The organism is Vibrio sp. SCSIO 43140 (assembly GCF_023716585.1).
Lineage (GTDB): Bacteria > Pseudomonadota > Gammaproteobacteria > Enterobacterales > Vibrionaceae > Vibrio > Vibrio maritimus_B.
Genome location: NZ_CP071850.1, coordinates 140,728 through 159,567, shown reverse-complemented (window position 1 = coordinate 159,567; position 18,840 = coordinate 140,728). Strand labels below are relative to the sequence as shown.

At 49.2% G+C, this 18,840-nt stretch carries 3 protein-coding genes, 6 tRNA genes and 8 rRNA genes; 1 reads left to right on the top strand and 16 read right to left on the bottom strand.

The window, feature by feature from the left end; all coding sequences use genetic code 11:
• Positions 1–22: 22 nt before the first annotated feature.
• From J4N45_RS00755 to J4N45_RS00690, 14 genes are all read right to left on the bottom strand, one after another.
• Positions 23–2,910, bottom strand: a 23S ribosomal RNA gene (locus J4N45_RS00755).
• A gap of 308 nt (positions 2,911–3,218) precedes the next feature.
• Positions 3,219–3,294, bottom strand: a tRNA-Ala gene (locus J4N45_RS00750).
• Between the two features lie 41 nt (positions 3,295–3,335).
• Positions 3,336–3,412, bottom strand: a tRNA-Ile gene (locus tag J4N45_RS00745).
• Between the two features lie 67 nt (positions 3,413–3,479).
• Positions 3,480–5,031, bottom strand: a 16S ribosomal RNA gene (locus tag J4N45_RS00740).
• A gap of 353 nt (positions 5,032–5,384) precedes the next feature.
• Positions 5,385–5,500: ribosomal RNA gene (gene rrf, locus J4N45_RS00735) — 5S ribosomal RNA — on the bottom strand.
• Positions 5,501–5,629: 129 nt separating this feature from the next.
• Positions 5,630–8,517, bottom strand: a 23S ribosomal RNA gene (locus J4N45_RS00730).
• Positions 8,518–8,881: 364 nt separating this feature from the next.
• Positions 8,882–8,957: transfer RNA gene (locus J4N45_RS00725), tRNA-Val, on the bottom strand.
• 66 nt (positions 8,958–9,023) lie between these two features.
• Positions 9,024–9,099, bottom strand: a tRNA-Lys gene (locus tag J4N45_RS00720).
• A 2-nt stretch (positions 9,100–9,101) separates the two neighbouring features.
• Positions 9,102–9,177 (bottom strand) — tRNA-Glu (locus tag J4N45_RS00715).
• 123 nt (positions 9,178–9,300) lie between these two features.
• A 16S ribosomal RNA gene (locus J4N45_RS00710) occupies positions 9,301–10,852 on the bottom strand.
• A 353-nt stretch (positions 10,853–11,205) separates the two neighbouring features.
• Positions 11,206–11,321, bottom strand: a 5S ribosomal RNA gene (gene rrf, locus J4N45_RS00705).
• 90 nt (positions 11,322–11,411) lie between these two features.
• A 23S ribosomal RNA gene (locus J4N45_RS00700) occupies positions 11,412–14,299 on the bottom strand.
• A gap of 312 nt (positions 14,300–14,611) precedes the next feature.
• Positions 14,612–14,687 (bottom strand) — tRNA-Glu (locus J4N45_RS00695).
• Between the two features lie 64 nt (positions 14,688–14,751).
• A 16S ribosomal RNA gene (locus J4N45_RS00690) occupies positions 14,752–16,303 on the bottom strand.
• Together the 16S, 23S and 5S rRNA genes with 6 tRNA genes alongside form the textbook arrangement of a ribosomal RNA operon.
• A gap of 588 nt (positions 16,304–16,891) precedes the next feature.
• On the opposite strand from J4N45_RS00690, the gene J4N45_RS00685 reads away from it, so the two are divergent.
• Positions 16,892–17,344, top strand: coding sequence for an RNA recognition motif domain-containing protein (locus tag J4N45_RS00685; RefSeq protein ID WP_128648374.1), 453 nt, complete (start codon positions 16,892–16,894; stop codon positions 17,342–17,344).
• On the opposite strand, the gene murI is transcribed toward J4N45_RS00685, so the two are convergent.
• A complete protein-coding gene (murI, locus tag J4N45_RS00680) occupies positions 17,301–18,098 on the bottom strand; it encodes a glutamate racemase (protein ID WP_252013055.1) in 798 nt (265 codons plus the stop codon). The genes J4N45_RS00685 and murI overlap by 44 nt on opposite strands.
• A gap of 80 nt (positions 18,099–18,178) precedes the next feature.
• Complete coding sequence (locus J4N45_RS00675) at positions 18,179–18,838, bottom strand: Dph6-related ATP pyrophosphatase (RefSeq protein WP_252013054.1); 660 nt, start codon at positions 18,836–18,838, stop codon at positions 18,179–18,181.
• Positions 18,839–18,840 lie beyond the last annotated feature (2 nt).

The window sequence follows — 18,840 nt, the reverse complement described above, 5'->3', positions numbered from 1 at the left end:
ATCAAAACCCTTTGGGTGTTGTATGGTTAAGCCTCACGGGCAATTAGTACAGGTTAGCTCAACGCCTCACAACGCTTACACACCCTGCCTATCAACGTTCTAGTCTCGAACAACCCTTTAGGACACTTAAAGTGCCAGGGAAGACTCATCTCAGGGCTCGCTTCCCGCTTAGATGCTTTCAGCGGTTATCGATTCCGAACTTAGCTACCGGGCAATGCGTCTGGCGACACAACCCGAACACCAGAGGTTCGTCCACTCCGGTCCTCTCGTACTAGGAGCAGCCCCCTTCAATCTTCCAACGCCCACGGCAGATAGGGACCGAACTGTCTCACGACGTTCTAAACCCAGCTCGCGTACCACTTTAAATGGCGAACAGCCATACCCTTGGGACCGACTTCAGCCCCAGGATGTGATGAGCCGACATCGAGGTGCCAAACACCGCCGTCGATATGAACTCTTGGGCGGTATCAGCCTGTTATCCCCGGAGTACCTTTTATCCGTTGAGCGATGGCCCTTCCATTCAGAACCACCGGATCACTATGACCTGCTTTCGCACCTGCTCGAATTGTCATTCTCGCAGTCAAGCGGGCTTATGCCATTGCACTAACCTCACGATGTCCAACCGTGATTAGCCCACCTTCGTGCTCCTCCGTTACTCTTTGGGAGGAGACCGCCCCAGTCAAACTACCCACCAGGCACTGTCCGCAGCCCCGATAAGGGGCCGACGTTAGAACATCAACACTACAAGGGTGGTATTTCAAGGACGGCTCCACTAATACTGGCGTACTAGTTTCAAAGCCTCCCACCTATCCTACACATGTAGGGTCAATGTTCAGTGCCAAGCTGTAGTAAAGGTTCACGGGGTCTTTCCGTCTAGCCGCGGGTACACTGCATCTTCACAGCGATTTCAATTTCACTGAGTCTCGGGTGGAGACAGCGTGGCCATCATTACGCCATTCGTGCAGGTCGGAACTTACCCGACAAGGAATTTCGCTACCTTAGGACCGTTATAGTTACGGCCGCCGTTTACCGGGGCTTCGATCAAGAGCTTCGACCGAAGTCTAACCCCATCAATTAACCTTCCGGCACCGGGCAGGCGTCACACCGTATACGTCATCTTACGATTTTGCACAGTGCTGTGTTTTTAATAAACAGTTGCAGCCACCTGGTATCTGCGACTCCCCATAGCTCCATCCGCAAGGGACTTCACCGCGAGGAGCGTACCTTCTCCCGAAGTTACGGTACCATTTTGCCTAGTTCCTTCACCCGAGTTCTCTCAAGCGCCTTGGTATTCTCTACCCGACCACCTGTGTCGGTTTGGGGTACGATTCCTTACAATCTGAAGCTTAGAGGCTTTTCCTGGAAGCATGGCATCAATGACTTCACTACCGTAGTAGCTCGACGTCGTGTCTCAGCCTTAAAAAGAGCCGGATTTACCTAACTCTCAAGCCTACGCACTTGAACCTGGACAACCGTCGCCAGGCCCACCTAGCCTTCTCCGTCCCCCCATCGCAATTGTAAGAAGTACGGGAATATTAACCCGTTTCCCATCGACTACGCCTTTCGGCCTCGCCTTAGGGGTCGACTCACCCTGCCCCGATTAACGTTGGACAGGAACCCTTGGTCTTCCGGCGAGGAGGTTTTTCACCCCCTTTATCGTTACTCATGTCAGCATTCGCACTTCTGATACCTCCAGCAGACCTTACAGTCCACCTTCAACGGCTTACAGAACGCTCCCCTACCCAATATACAAAGTATATTGCCGCAGCTTCGGTTTATAGCTTAGCCCCGTTACATCTTCCGCGCAGGCCGACTCGACTAGTGAGCTATTACGCTTTCTTTAAATGATGGCTGCTTCTAAGCCAACATCCTAGCTGTCTAAGCCTTCCCACATCGTTTCCCACTTAGCTATAATTTGGGACCTTAGCTGGCGGTCTGGGTTGTTTCCCTCTCCACGACGGACGTTAGCACCCGCCGTGTGTCTCCCGGATAGTACTTACTGGTATTCGGAGTTTGCAAAGGGTTGGTAAGTCGGGATGACCCCCTAGCCTTAACAGTGCTCTACCCCCAGTAGTATTCGTCCGAGGCTCTACCTAAATAGATTTCGGGGAGAACCAGCTATCTCCAGGTTTGATTGGCCTTTCACCCCTAGCCACAAGTCATCCGCTAATTTTTCAACATTAGTCGGTTCGGTCCTCCAGTTGATGTTACTCAACCTTCAACCTGCCCATGGCTAGATCACCTGGTTTCGGGTCTATATCCAGAGACTGAACGCCCAGTTAAGACTCGGTTTCCCTACGGCTCCCCTAAACGGTTAACCTTGCCACTGAATATAAGTCGCTGACCCATTATACAAAAGGTACGCAGTCACACCACGAAGGTGCTCCTACTGCTTGTACGTACACGGTTTCAGGTTCTATTTCACTCCCCTCACAGGGGTTCTTTTCGCCTTTCCCTCACGGTACTGGTTCACTATCGGTCAGTCAGTAGTATTTAGCCTTGGAGGATGGTCCCCCCATATTCAGACAGGATATCACGTGTCCCGCCCTACTCGATTTCACTGATGATGAGATGTCGGTTACGGGGCTATCACCCTGTATCGCGGCACTTTCCAGAGCCTTCACCTGTCTCATTAAAAGCTTAAGGGCTAATCCAATTTCGCTCGCCGCTACTTTCGGAATCTCGGTTGATTTCTCTTCCTCGGGGTACTTAGATGTTTCAGTTCCCCCGGTTCGCCTCGCTGAGCTATGTATTCACTCAGCGATACCTACTTATGCAGGTGGGTTTCCCCATTCAGGAATCCCAGACTCAAAGGTTATTACTACCTAATCTGGGCTTATCGCAAGTTATTACGCCTTTCATCGCCTCTGACTGCCAAGGCATCCACCGTGTACGCTTAGTCACTTAACCATACAACCCCAAAGGGTCTTTCTATTTGTCTTCACTTTTGAAGAGTGAAAGCAAACGGTCAAACAACCAAAGTTGTCTGCATTTTTATACATGTGCAGACTCGATTTTGCCGGACTCAAATATGAATCACTTTCGTGATTCCCAAGAACACTTGAATGTGTGTTGGTACCTAATCTTTCGATTAGGATTTGAGAACTTTTAAATGAATAACATTAATCAAATGTTATTCGTCAGCTTTCCAAATTGTTAAAGAACTTGATTCATAAAGAACCATTTTTAAATATTCTCAAAGAGAAAACACTTAAAGATGGTGGAGCTAAGCAGGATCGAACTGCTGACCTCCTGCGTGCAAGGCAGGCGCTCTCCCAGCTGAGCTATAGCCCCATCAGTGTTGATGCTTACCGCCAATCATCTGGGAGGAAGATTGGTGGGTCTGAGTGGACTTGAACCACCGACCTCTCGCTTATCAGGCGAACGCTCTAACCACCTGAGCTACAGACCCAAGCATCGTCTTTAATTCATAAACCTAATCAATCTGTGTGAACACTCATCGCAATAATCTATTCGTATAAGGAGGTGATCCAGCCCCAGGTTCCCCTAGGGCTACCTTGTTACGACTTCACCCCAGTCATGAACCACAAAGTGGTGAGCGTCCTCCCGAAGGTTAAACTACCCACTTCTTTTGCAGCCCACTCCCATGGTGTGACGGGCGGTGTGTACAAGGCCCGGGAACGTATTCACCGTGGCATTCTGATCCACGATTACTAGCGATTCCGACTTCATGGAGTCGAGTTGCAGACTCCAATCCGGACTACGACGCACTTTTTGGGATTCGCTCACTTTCGCAAGTTGGCAGCCCTCTGTATGCGCCATTGTAGCACGTGTGTAGCCCTACTCGTAAGGGCCATGATGACTTGACGTCGTCCCCACCTTCCTCCGGTTTATCACCGGCAGTCTCCCTGGAGTTCCCACCCGAAGTGCTGGCAAACAAGGATAAGGGTTGCGCTCGTTGCGGGACTTAACCCAACATTTCACAACACGAGCTGACGACAGCCATGCAGCACCTGTCTCAGAGTTCCCGAAGGCACCAAAGCATCTCTGCTAAGTTCTCTGGATGTCAAGAGTAGGTAAGGTTCTTCGCGTTGCATCGAATTAAACCACATGCTCCACCGCTTGTGCGGGCCCCCGTCAATTCATTTGAGTTTTAATCTTGCGACCGTACTCCCCAGGCGGTCTACTTAACGCGTTAGCTCCGAAAGCCACGGCTCAAGGCCACAACCTCCAAGTAGACATCGTTTACGGCGTGGACTACCAGGGTATCTAATCCTGTTTGCTCCCCACGCTTTCGCATCTGAGTGTCAGTATCTGTCCAGGGGGCCGCCTTCGCCACCGGTATTCCTTCAGATCTCTACGCATTTCACCGCTACACCTGAAATTCTACCCCCCTCTACAGTACTCTAGTTAGCCAGTTTCAAATGCAGTTCCGAGGTTGAGCCCCGGGCTTTCACATCTGACTTAACTAACCACCTGCATGCGCTTTACGCCCAGTAATTCCGATTAACGCTCGCACCCTCCGTATTACCGCGGCTGCTGGCACGGAGTTAGCCGGTGCTTCTTCTGTCGCTAACGTCAAACGATGCAGCTATTAACTACACCGCCTTCCTCACGACTGAAAGTGCTTTACAACCCGAAGGCCTTCTTCACACACGCGGCATGGCTGCATCAGGCTTGCGCCCATTGTGCAATATTCCCCACTGCTGCCTCCCGTAGGAGTCTGGACCGTGTCTCAGTTCCAGTGTGGCTGATCATCCTCTCAGACCAGCTAGGGATCGTCGCCTTGGTGAGCCATTACCTCACCAACTAGCTAATCCCACCTGGGCATATCCTGACGCGAGAGGCCCGAAGGTCCCCCTCTTTGAGCCGAAGCTATTATGCGGTATTAGCCATCGTTTCCAATGGTTATCCCCCACATCAGGGCAATTTCCCAGGCATTACTCACCCGTCCGCCGCTCGACGCCGTTAACGTTCCCCGAAGGTTCAGTTAACTCGTTTCCGCTCGACTTGCATGTGTTAGGCCTGCCGCCAGCGTTCAATCTGAGCCATGATCAAACTCTTCAATTTAAGATTTTGTCGGCTCAATGAATACTGACTTCAAAACTACTTATGTAATTTTAAAGCTATTATCGTTCCAACAGAACGATAATGAATTGACTGTGCCAAGTCTTTCGACTTGATTGGTCACTCAGTTCATTGAAAACCTAATTTGAAACCGAAGTTTCTAATTTGATTATCATCAACGAGTGCCCACACAGATTGATAGGTTTATATTGTTAAAGAGCTTTGCTTTCAGTGCCTTAGCACTTAAGCAGGACGCGTATAATACGCTTTCTACTTTGAAAGTCAACATAAAACTCTAAGAAAATCTCTTAAAACTTTATGGTGACCCGTCTACTTAAAGACAAGTCGAAATTAAAGCCTGGCGATGTCCTACTCTCACATGGGGAAGCCCCACACTACCATCGGCGCTATTGCGTTTCACTTCTGAGTTCGGCATGGAGTCAGGTGGGTCCACAACGCTATGGTCGCCAAGCAAATTCTGTTTTGCCTTCAGCTTTTCAAAAAAGCTAAAAGCCAAAATAATCTGGAAAGCTGTTATTGTGTTCTCATACACATTCAATTCGTTCTTGCTTTGAGTCCATCAAAACCCTTTGGGTGTTGTATGGTTAAGCCTCACGGGCAATTAGTACAGGTTAGCTCAACGCCTCACAACGCTTACACACCCTGCCTATCAACGTTCTAGTCTCGAACAACCCTTTAGGACACTTAAAGTGCCAGGGAAGACTCATCTCAGGGCTCGCTTCCCGCTTAGATGCTTTCAGCGGTTATCGATTCCGAACTTAGCTACCGGGCAATGCGATTGGCATCACAACCCGAACACCAGAGGTTCGTCCACTCCGGTCCTCTCGTACTAGGAGCAGCCCCCTTCAATCTTCCAACGCCCACGGCAGATAGGGACCGAACTGTCTCACGACGTTCTAAACCCAGCTCGCGTACCACTTTAAATGGCGAACAGCCATACCCTTGGGACCGACTTCAGCCCCAGGATGTGATGAGCCGACATCGAGGTGCCAAACACCGCCGTCGATATGAACTCTTGGGCGGTATCAGCCTGTTATCCCCGGAGTACCTTTTATCCGTTGAGCGATGGCCCTTCCATTCAGAACCACCGGATCACTATGACCTGCTTTCGCACCTGCTCGAATTGTCATTCTCGCAGTCAAGCGGGCTTATGCCATTGCACTAACCTCACGATGTCCAACCGTGATTAGCCCACCTTCGTGCTCCTCCGTTACTCTTTGGGAGGAGACCGCCCCAGTCAAACTACCCACCAGGCACTGTCCGCAGCCCCGATAAGGGGCCGACGTTAGAACATCAACACTACAAGGGTGGTATTTCAAGGACGGCTCCACTAATACTGGCGTACTAGTTTCAAAGCCTCCCACCTATCCTACACATGTAGGGTCAATGTTCAGTGCCAAGCTGTAGTAAAGGTTCACGGGGTCTTTCCGTCTAGCCGCGGGTACACTGCATCTTCACAGCGATTTCAATTTCACTGAGTCTCGGGTGGAGACAGCGTGGCCATCATTACGCCATTCGTGCAGGTCGGAACTTACCCGACAAGGAATTTCGCTACCTTAGGACCGTTATAGTTACGGCCGCCGTTTACCGGGGCTTCGATCAAGAGCTTCGACCGAAGTCTAACCCCATCAATTAACCTTCCGGCACCGGGCAGGCGTCACACCGTATACGTCATCTTACGATTTTGCACAGTGCTGTGTTTTTAATAAACAGTTGCAGCCACCTGGTATCTGCGACTCCCCATAGCTCCATCCGCAAGGGACTTCACCGCGAGGAGCGTACCTTCTCCCGAAGTTACGGTACCATTTTGCCTAGTTCCTTCACCCGAGTTCTCTCAAGCGCCTTGGTATTCTCTACCCGACCACCTGTGTCGGTTTGGGGTACGATTCCTTACAATCTGAAGCTTAGAGGCTTTTCCTGGAAGCATGGCATCAATGACTTCACTACCGTAGTAGCTCGACGTCGTGTCTCAGCCTTAAAAAGAGCCGGATTTACCTAACTCTCAAGCCTACGCACTTGAACCTGGACAACCGTCGCCAGGCCCACCTAGCCTTCTCCGTCCCCCCATCGCAATTGTAAGAAGTACGGGAATATTAACCCGTTTCCCATCGACTACGCCTTTCGGCCTCGCCTTAGGGGTCGACTCACCCTGCCCCGATTAACGTTGGACAGGAACCCTTGGTCTTCCGGCGAGGAGGTTTTTCACCCCCTTTATCGTTACTCATGTCAGCATTCGCACTTCTGATACCTCCAGCAGACCTTACAGTCCACCTTCAACGGCTTACAGAACGCTCCCCTACCCAATATACAAAGTATATTGCCGCAGCTTCGGTTTATAGCTTAGCCCCGTTACATCTTCCGCGCAGGCCGACTCGACTAGTGAGCTATTACGCTTTCTTTAAATGATGGCTGCTTCTAAGCCAACATCCTAGCTGTCTAAGCCTTCCCACATCGTTTCCCACTTAGCTATAATTTGGGACCTTAGCTGGCGGTCTGGGTTGTTTCCCTCTCCACGACGGACGTTAGCACCCGCCGTGTGTCTCCCGGATAGTACTTACTGGTATTCGGAGTTTGCAAAGGGTTGGTAAGTCGGGATGACCCCCTAGCCTTAACAGTGCTCTACCCCCAGTAGTATTCGTCCGAGGCTCTACCTAAATAGATTTCGGGGAGAACCAGCTATCTCCAGGTTTGATTGGCCTTTCACCCCTAGCCACAAGTCATCCGCTAATTTTTCAACATTAGTCGGTTCGGTCCTCCAGTTGATGTTACTCAACCTTCAACCTGCCCATGGCTAGATCACCTGGTTTCGGGTCTATATCCAGAGACTGAACGCCCAGTTAAGACTCGGTTTCCCTACGGCTCCCCTAAACGGTTAACCTTGCCACTGAATATAAGTCGCTGACCCATTATACAAAAGGTACGCAGTCACACCACGAAGGTGCTCCTACTGCTTGTACGTACACGGTTTCAGGTTCTATTTCACTCCCCTCACAGGGGTTCTTTTCGCCTTTCCCTCACGGTACTGGTTCACTATCGGTCAGTCAGTAGTATTTAGCCTTGGAGGATGGTCCCCCCATATTCAGACAGGATATCACGTGTCCCGCCCTACTCGATTTCACTGATGATGAGATGTCGGTTACGGGGCTATCACCCTGTATCGCGGCACTTTCCAGAGCCTTCACCTGTCTCATTAAAAGCTTAAGGGCTAATCCAATTTCGCTCGCCGCTACTTTCGGAATCTCGGTTGATTTCTCTTCCTCGGGGTACTTAGATGTTTCAGTTCCCCCGGTTCGCCTCGCTGAGCTATGTATTCACTCAGCGATACCTGCTTATGCAGGTGGGTTTCCCCATTCAGGAATCCCAGACTCACAGGTTATTACTACCTAATCTGGGCTTATCGCAAGTTATTACGCCTTTCATCGCCTCTGACTGCCAAGGCATCCACCGTGTACGCTTAGTCACTTAACCATACAACCCCAAAGGGTCTTTCTATTTGTCTTCACTTTTGAAGAGTGAAAGCAAACGGTCAAACAACCAAAGTTGTCTGCATTTTTATACATGTGCAGACTCGATTTTGCCGGACTCAAATATGAATCACTTTCGTGATTCCCAAGAACACTTGAATGTGTGTTGGTACCTACATCTTTCGATATAGGATTTGAGAACTTTTAAATGAATAACATTAATCAAATGTTATTCGTCAGCTTTCCAAATTGTTAAAGAGCAATGCAAACTTAATGCATTTTCTAAAGAATCTCAGCGTCAAAAATCCCAACCACGTACGTTTTAATGAAGTGGTTTGGAAAATCTTAATCCAAAATTACTTAGAGAATGGTGGGCGATACCGGGCTCGAACCAGTGACCCCCTCCTTGTAAGGGAGGTGCTCTCCCAACTGAGCTAATCGCCCACATAAGTTTCCTATTGTTTTTACTTTATAAAAGTAAAACAAAGGCCATTCCTTCGTGGAAAAGAATGGTGGGTCGTGCAGGATTCGAACCTGCGACCAATTGATTAAAAGTCAACTGCTCTACCAACTGAGCTAACGACCCAATGGTATCCCGTAGGGGAGTCGAACCCCTGTTACCGCCGTGAAAGGGCGGTGTCCTAGGCCTCTAGACGAACGGGACACTAAGCAGTAAGTGTTGGGCACTTACTATTTTCTGCTTTCGCTTTTCAGCAAAAACAAAATCTCTTTATCTTTACAAACCTAATCAATCTGTGTGAACACTCATCGCAATAATCTATTCGTATAAGGAGGTGATCCAGCCCCAGGTTCCCCTAGGGCTACCTTGTTACGACTTCACCCCAGTCATGAACCACAAAGTGGTGAGCGTCCTCCCGAAGGTTAAACTACCCACTTCTTTTGCAGCCCACTCCCATGGTGTGACGGGCGGTGTGTACAAGGCCCGGGAACGTATTCACCGTGGCATTCTGATCCACGATTACTAGCGATTCCGACTTCATGGAGTCGAGTTGCAGACTCCAATCCGGACTACGACGCACTTTTTGGGATTCGCTCACTTTCGCAAGTTGGCAGCCCTCTGTATGCGCCATTGTAGCACGTGTGTAGCCCTACTCGTAAGGGCCATGATGACTTGACGTCGTCCCCACCTTCCTCCGGTTTATCACCGGCAGTCTCCCTGGAGTTCCCACCCGAAGTGCTGGCAAACAAGGATAAGGGTTGCGCTCGTTGCGGGACTTAACCCAACATTTCACAACACGAGCTGACGACAGCCATGCAGCACCTGTCTCAGAGTTCCCGAAGGCACCAAAGCATCTCTGCTAAGTTCTCTGGATGTCAAGAGTAGGTAAGGTTCTTCGCGTTGCATCGAATTAAACCACATGCTCCACCGCTTGTGCGGGCCCCCGTCAATTCATTTGAGTTTTAATCTTGCGACCGTACTCCCCAGGCGGTCTACTTAACGCGTTAGCTCCGAAAGCCACGGCTCAAGGCCACAACCTCCAAGTAGACATCGTTTACGGCGTGGACTACCAGGGTATCTAATCCTGTTTGCTCCCCACGCTTTCGCATCTGAGTGTCAGTATCTGTCCAGGGGGCCGCCTTCGCCACCGGTATTCCTTCAGATCTCTACGCATTTCACCGCTACACCTGAAATTCTACCCCCCTCTACAGTACTCTAGTCAGCCAGTTTCAAATGCAGTTCCGAGGTTGAGCCCCGGGCTTTCACATCTGACTTAACCAACCACCTGCATGCGCTTTACGCCCAGTAATTCCGATTAACGCTCGCACCCTCCGTATTACCGCGGCTGCTGGCACGGAGTTAGCCGGTGCTTCTTCTGCAGCTAACGTCAAATGATGCCGCTATTAACGACACCACCTTCCTCACTGCTGAAAGTGCTTTACAACCCGAAGGCCTTCTTCACACACGCGGCATGGCTGCATCAGGCTTGCGCCCATTGTGCAATATTCCCCACTGCTGCCTCCCGTAGGAGTCTGGACCGTGTCTCAGTTCCAGTGTGGCTGATCATCCTCTCAGACCAGCTAGGGATCGTCGCCTTGGTGAGCCATTACCTCACCAACTAGCTAATCCCACCTGGGCATATCCTGACGCGAGAGGCCCGAAGGTCCCCCTCTTTGAGCCGAAGCTATTATGCGGTATTAGCCATCGTTTCCAATGGTTATCCCCCACATCAGGGCAATTTCCCAGGCATTACTCACCCGTCCGCCGCTCGACGCCGTTAACGTTCCCCGAAGGTTCAGTTAACTCGTTTCCGCTCGACTTGCATGTGTTAGGCCTGCCGCCAGCGTTCAATCTGAGCCATGATCAAACTCTTCAATTTAAGATTTTGTCGGCTCAATGAATACTGACTTCAAAACTACTTATGTAATTTTAAAGCTATTATCGTTCCAACAGAACGATAATGAATTGACTGTGCCAAGTCTTTCGACTTGATTGGTCACTCAGTTCATTGAAAACCTAATTTGAAACCGAAGTTTCTAATTTGATTATCATCAACGAGTGCCCACACAGATTGATAGGTTTATATTGTTAAAGAGCTTTGCTTTCAGTGCCTTAGCACTTAAGCAGGACGCGTATAATACGCTTTCTACTTTGAAAGTCAACATAAAACTCTAAGAAAATCTCTTAAAACTTTATGGTGACCCGTCTACTTAAAGACAAGTCGAAATTAAAGCCTGGCGATGTCCTACTCTCACATGGGGAAGCCCCACACTACCATCGGCGCTATTGCGTTTCACTTCTGAGTTCGGCATGGAGTCAGGTGGGTCCACAACGCTATGGTCGCCAAGCAAATTCTTAATTCGGAAAGCTGTTAATGCGTTCTCATACACATTCAATTTGTTCTTGCTTTGAGTCCATCAAAACCCTTTGGGTGTTGTATGGTTAAGCCTCACGGGCAATTAGTACAGGTTAGCTCAACGCCTCACAACGCTTACACACCCTGCCTATCAACGTTCTAGTCTCGAACAACCCTTTAGGACACTTAAAGTGCCAGGGAAGACTCATCTCAGGGCTCGCTTCCCGCTTAGATGCTTTCAGCGGTTATCGATTCCGAACTTAGCTACCGGGCAATGCCATTGGCATGACAACCCGAACACCAGAGGTTCGTCCACTCCGGTCCTCTCGTACTAGGAGCAGCCCCCTTCAATCTTCCAACGCCCACGGCAGATAGGGACCGAACTGTCTCACGACGTTCTAAACCCAGCTCGCGTACCACTTTAAATGGCGAACAGCCATACCCTTGGGACCGACTTCAGCCCCAGGATGTGATGAGCCGACATCGAGGTGCCAAACACCGCCGTCGATATGAACTCTTGGGCGGTATCAGCCTGTTATCCCCGGAGTACCTTTTATCCGTTGAGCGATGGCCCTTCCATTCAGAACCACCGGATCACTATGACCTGCTTTCGCACCTGCTCGAATTGTCATTCTCGCAGTCAAGCGGGCTTATGCCATTGCACTAACCTCACGATGTCCAACCGTGATTAGCCCACCTTCGTGCTCCTCCGTTACTCTTTGGGAGGAGACCGCCCCAGTCAAACTACCCACCAGGCACTGTCCGCAGCCCCGATAAGGGGCCGACGTTAGAACATCAACACTACAAGGGTGGTATTTCAAGGACGGCTCCACTAATACTGGCGTACTAGTTTCAAAGCCTCCCACCTATCCTACACATGTAGGGTCAATGTTCAGTGCCAAGCTGTAGTAAAGGTTCACGGGGTCTTTCCGTCTAGCCGCGGGTACACTGCATCTTCACAGCGATTTCAATTTCACTGAGTCTCGGGTGGAGACAGCGTGGCCATCATTACGCCATTCGTGCAGGTCGGAACTTACCCGACAAGGAATTTCGCTACCTTAGGACCGTTATAGTTACGGCCGCCGTTTACCGGGGCTTCGATCAAGAGCTTCGACCTAAGTCTAACCCCATCAATTAACCTTCCGGCACCGGGCAGGCGTCACACCGTATACGTCATCTTACGATTTTGCACAGTGCTGTGTTTTTAATAAACAGTTGCAGCCACCTGGTATCTGCGACTCCCCATAGCTCCATCCGCAAGGGACTTCACCGCGAGGAGCGTACCTTCTCCCGAAGTTACGGTACCATTTTGCCTAGTTCCTTCACCCGAGTTCTCTCAAGCGCCTTGGTATTCTCTACCCGACCACCTGTGTCGGTTTGGGGTACGATTCCTTACAATCTGAAGCTTAGAGGCTTTTCCTGGAAGCATGGCATCAATGACTTCACTACCGTAGTAGCTCGACGTCGTGTCTCAGCCTTAAAAAGAGCCGGATTTACCTAACTCTTAAGCCTACGCACTTGAACCTGGACAACCGTCGCCAGGCCCACCTAGCCTTCTCCGTCCCCCCATCGCAATTGTAAGAAGTACGGGAATATTAACCCGTTTCCCATCGACTACGCCTTTCGGCCTCGCCTTAGGGGTCGACTCACCCTGCCCCGATTAACGTTGGACAGGAACCCTTGGTCTTCCGGCGAGGAGGTTTTTCACCCCCTTTATCGTTACTCATGTCAGCATTCGCACTTCTGATACCTCCAGCAGACCTTACAATCCACCTTCAACGGCTTACAGAACGCTCCCCTACCCAATATACAAAGTATATTGCCGCAGCTTCGGTTTATAGCTTAGCCCCGTTACATCTTCCGCGCAGGCCGACTCGACTAGTGAGCTATTACGCTTTCTTTAAATGATGGCTGCTTCTAAGCCAACATCCTAGCTGTCTAAGCCTTCCCACATCGTTTCCCACTTAGCTATAATTTGGGACCTTAGCTGGCGGTCTGGGTTGTTTCCCTCTCCACGACGGACGTTAGCACCCGCCGTGTGTCTCCCGGATAGTACTTACTGGTATTCGGAGTTTGCAAAGGGTTGGTAAGTCGGGATGACCCCCTAGCCTTAACAGTGCTCTACCCCCAGTAGTATTCGTCCGAGGCTCTACCTAAATAGATTTCGGGGAGAACCAGCTATCTCCAGGTTTGATTGGCCTTTCACCCCTAGCCACAAGTCATCCGCTAATTTTTCAACATTAGTCGGTTCGGTCCTCCAGTTGATGTTACTCAACCTTCAACCTGCCCATGGCTAGATCACCTGGTTTCGGGTCTATATCCAGAGACTGAACGCCCAGTTAAGACTCGGTTTCCCTACGGCTCCCCTAAACGGTTAACCTTGCCACTGAATATAAGTCGCTGACCCATTATACAAAAGGTACGCAGTCACACCACGAAGGTGCTCCTACTGCTTGTACGTACACGGTTTCAGGTTCTATTTCACTCCCCTCACAGGGGTTCTTTTCGCCTTTCCCTCACGGTACTGGTTCACTATCGGTCAGTCAGTAGTATTTAGCCTTGGAGGATGGTCCCCCCATATTCAGACAGGATATCACGTGTCCCGCCCTACTCGATTTCACTGATGATGAGATGTCGGTTACGGGGCTATCACCCTGTATCGCGGCACTTTCCAGAGCCTTCACCTGTCTCATTAAAAGCTTAAGGGCTAATCCAATTTCGCTCGCCGCTACTTTCGGAATCTCGGTTGATTTCTCTTCCTCGGGGTACTTAGATGTTTCAGTTCCCCCGGTTCGCCTCGCTGAGCTATGTATTCACTCAGCGATACCTGCTTATGCAGGTGGGTTTCCCCATTCAGGAATCTCAGACTCAAAGGTTATTACTACCTAATCTGAGCTTATCGCAAGTTATTACGCCTTTCATCGCCTCTGACTGCCAAGGCATCCACCGTGTACGCTTAGTCACTTAACCATACAACCCCAAAGGGTCTTTCTATTTGTCTTCACTTTTGAAAAGTGAAAGCAAACGGTCAAACAACCAAAGTTGTCTGCATTTTTATACATGTGCAGACTCGATTTTGCCGGACTCAAATTCCAAGAACACTTGAATGTGTGTTGGTACCTACATCTTTCGATATAGGATTTGAGAACTTTTAATTGAATAACATTAATCAAATGTTATTCGTCAGCTTTCCAAATTGTTAAAGAGCTAATCACTTCGTAATGAAGTAACCATTTTTAAGAATTCTCATCAGAGGCTTTTTACCTCAAGAATGCTTAAAGATGGTATCCCGTAGGGGAGTCGAACCCCTGTTACCGCCGTGAAAGGGCGGTGTCCTAGGCCTCTAGACGAACGGGACACGGTGTCTTAAATCTATAAACCAATCAATCTGTGTGAACACTCATCGCAATAATCTATTCGTATAAGGAGGTGATCCAGCCCCAGGTTCCCCTAGGGCTACCTTGTTACGACTTCACCCCAGTCATGAACCACAAAGTGGTGAGCGTCCTCCCGAAGGTTAAACTACCCACTTCTTTTGCAGCCCACTCCCATGGTGTGACGGGCGGTGTGTACAAGGCCCGGGAACGTATTCACCGTGGCATTCTGATCCACGATTACTAGCGATTCCGACTTCATGGAGTCGAGTTGCAGACTCCAATCCGGACTACGACGCACTTTTTGGGATTCGCTCACTTTCGCAAGTTGGCAGCCCTCTGTATGCGCCATTGTAGCACGTGTGTAGCCCTACTCGTAAGGGCCATGATGACTTGACGTCGTCCCCACCTTCCTCCGGTTTATCACCGGCAGTCTCCCTGGAGTTCCCACCCGAAGTGCTGGCAAACAAGGATAAGGGTTGCGCTCGTTGCGGGACTTAACCCAACATTTCACAACACGAGCTGACGACAGCCATGCAGCACCTGTCTCAGAGTTCCCGAAGGCACCAAAGCATCTCTGCTAAGTTCTCTGGATGTCAAGAGTAGGTAAGGTTCTTCGCGTTGCATCGAATTAAACCACATGCTCCACCGCTTGTGCGGGCCCCCGTCAATTCATTTGAGTTTTAATCTTGCGACCGTACTCCCCAGGCGGTCTACTTAACGCGTTAGCTCCGAAAGCCACGGCTCAAGGCCACAACCTCCAAGTAGACATCGTTTACGGCGTGGACTACCAGGGTATCTAATCCTGTTTGCTCCCCACGCTTTCGCATCTGAGTGTCAGTATCTGTCCAGGGGGCCGCCTTCGCCACCGGTATTCCTTCAGATCTCTACGCATTTCACCGCTACACCTGAAATTCTACCCCCCTCTACAGTACTCTAGTCAGCCAGTTTCAAATGCAGTTCCGAGGTTGAGCCCCGGGCTTTCACATCTGACTTAACTAACCACCTGCATGCGCTTTACGCCCAGTAATTCCGATTAACGCTCGCACCCTCCGTATTACCGCGGCTGCTGGCACGGAGTTAGCCGGTGCTTCTTCTGTCGCTAACGTCAAATAATGCAGCTATTAACTACACTACCTTCCTCACGACTGAAAGTGCTTTACAACCCGAAGGCCTTCTTCACACACGCGGCATGGCTGCATCAGGCTTGCGCCCATTGTGCAATATTCCCCACTGCTGCCTCCCGTAGGAGTCTGGACCGTGTCTCAGTTCCAGTGTGGCTGATCATCCTCTCAGACCAGCTAGGGATCGTCGCCTTGGTGAGCCATTACCTCACCAACTAGCTAATCCCACCTGGGCATATCCTGACGCGAGAGGCCCGAAGGTCCCCCTCTTTGAGCCGAAGCTATTATGCGGTATTAGCCATCGTTTCCAATGGTTATCCCCCACATCAGGGCAATTTCCCAGGCATTACTCACCCGTCCGCCGCTCGACGCCGTTAACGTTCCCCGAAGGTTCAGTTAACTCGTTTCCGCTCGACTTGCATGTGTTAGGCCTGCCGCCAGCGTTCAATCTGAGCCATGATCAAACTCTTCAATTTAAGATTTTGTCGGCTCAATGAATACTGACTTTAAACTACCTTAGTAATCTAAAGCTATTATCGTTCCAACAGAACGATAATGAATTGACTGTGCCAAGTCTTTCGACTTGATTGGTCACTCAGTTCATTGAAAACCTAATTTGATACCAAGGTATCTAATTTGATTATCATCAACGAGTGCCCACACAGATTGATAGGTCTATATTTTTAAAGAACATTTTCTAACTCTCGAGCCGCTTCGCGTCTCGTCGTTAGGGGTGCGTATCTTACGCTTCCCGCTTTAAGAGTCAAGCGTTTTTTCAAACTTTCTTTTCTCTCTCAACCGACGCCGCTTTGTGACTTTCGTCTCACTCCGTGTCGGTGAGGCGGCATTATAGAGATCACTCCATCGATGACAAGTGTTTTTTCCAAATTAATTTCCGTTCGTTCAAAAAGCCATCAAAGACCGCGTTTCTTGATAAAAATTCAACATTTGAAATACATCACACCAATTAATTGGAAAAATAACCCTCAACTACGTAATATTCTTGTATCTATTTGTTAACGATAGATGCCATTATTCGTCAATAAGATAAGTAGTACTTTAATATGGACTCCAATAAATCTCTTTTTCTGGTTATAGCTATCGCTATTTTGGGCGGTATTGTGTTTTCACAGTTCGCCGACATTCCACCAGCTGTTGCTTTTGTTCTTGGTGTAGTAGCCACATTTTTCGTTGTTAAGTTTTCCTCTGCTGCGCCTTCTACCTCAACAGACTCTTCTCAATCTACTAAAACGCTTTATGTGGGTAATCTTCCATACAAAGCGAATGAATCCCATGTGAAGGAGTTATTTGCTGAGCACGGTGAAGTTTTTGCTGTAAGGCTAATGAAGGATAAACGCACAGGTAAGCGCCGTGGGTTTGGTTTCGTTGTTATGGCAAGCTCCGATGCTGAGGGTGCGATCGAAGCGCTCAATGAAAAGGATTATATGCAGCGTACTTTGAAGGTTCGTATTGCTAACGATCCGAAACATCCAGAGTCATCAGTTGAACAGGACTAAAGCCAAGTTGCTTTAACGTAATATTTAGTGCTTCTTCTTGATAAGGGGAAGCACTACTAAACACCTCTCTTCTTCCATAACCTTTCTCTCGCTCTCTTATTTCAAGCAAGCTTTCTACTCTGCGTGCTATCGCTGAACCTGAATCCACCAACTCAACGTTACCACCGAGAACGATAGATATCTCTTGTTTGATTAATGGGAAGTGGGTACACCCTAAAACGGCAACGTCGATATTGCCAATCAAAGGACTTAGTATCTCTCTAAGTTGCTCAAGATCGATCGTTTGATTTCTTAATTTCTTTTCCGCCATATCGACAAGCTGGCTATTACCAAGCAGCTTAACATCTTTGTCGTCTGCAAAATCTCGAATTAAGTCGTGAGTATACTGGCGCGTGATTGTCGCTGGCGTAGCAATGAGCCCAACCGCTTTTTTCGATAGTAATGAAGCGGGTTTGATCGCCGGGACAACTCCGACAACTGGAATACTCAGTAACTCTCTCAAGTGCGGGAGCACTATCGTACTCGCGGTATTACAGGCGATAACCACGATATCGATGGATTCACGAACCATCATTTTTCTAACCAAGCGACACGTTCTGTCCACCAGCACATCTGGTGCCAACTCGCCATAAGGGTAGGCTTTGTTGTCAAAGAGATAAAAGTAGTTTTCGCTGGGTAATAGTGAGGCGATCTCTTGAAACACCGAGAGACCACCAACACCAGAATCGAACATTAGGATGTTTTTTCTATTCATCGTTATCGTATTAAGCTTATGTTGCCCGTTCGAACACATGATACTTCACTACTGAATAGACGGTAAACCTGTCATGAGCTCTAAGATGCGACTTCGTATCTAAGGTGGCTAAAGCGCTGTGCTGTTTCTACTGAGTGAGATTGAATCTCTATAGGGTGGCTAAAGTACTTCGAGTTACAAACTAGAGTGTGAAACTCACCATCCTCGCCACATGGGTCAACATCCGTTGGCAATCCATCAATCAGTTCACGTGAATATCGTTTTCCGCAAAGTGATTCTGAGAGTACATTTCTATCTACAGTGACCAGAACGGTTTCGATTCCCCTATCTAGAATTTCGTTTGCCAAATCATGGCTGTCTTCACCCACTAGTGGGAACACCGCTTCTAGTCCCGCAGGTTCGACATAGCTGCGCCGATACTCCACGATCCCGTTGCAGAACATATCGCCAAACGCAATGCCCTCTACGTTCAAGCCAGACGCCTTTACGCCCTCTATAACGAGTGACTGATACACGTCATTAGCGGGGAACACTTCCGGCAGTTCGATAGTCACCAAAGGCAGGCCTAATCTATCGGCTTGCATTTGGACTACGTCTAGAGGAGTTACCTGGAAAGGGACTTCGCCTTTGACATGGGTAGTGTATAAACCAACAACGTTATAGTCGGATGATTCCATTAGGCGTTCGAAGGTGAGTGTGGAGTCTTTGCCAGAGGACCAGCTGATGATGACGTTTTTCATGG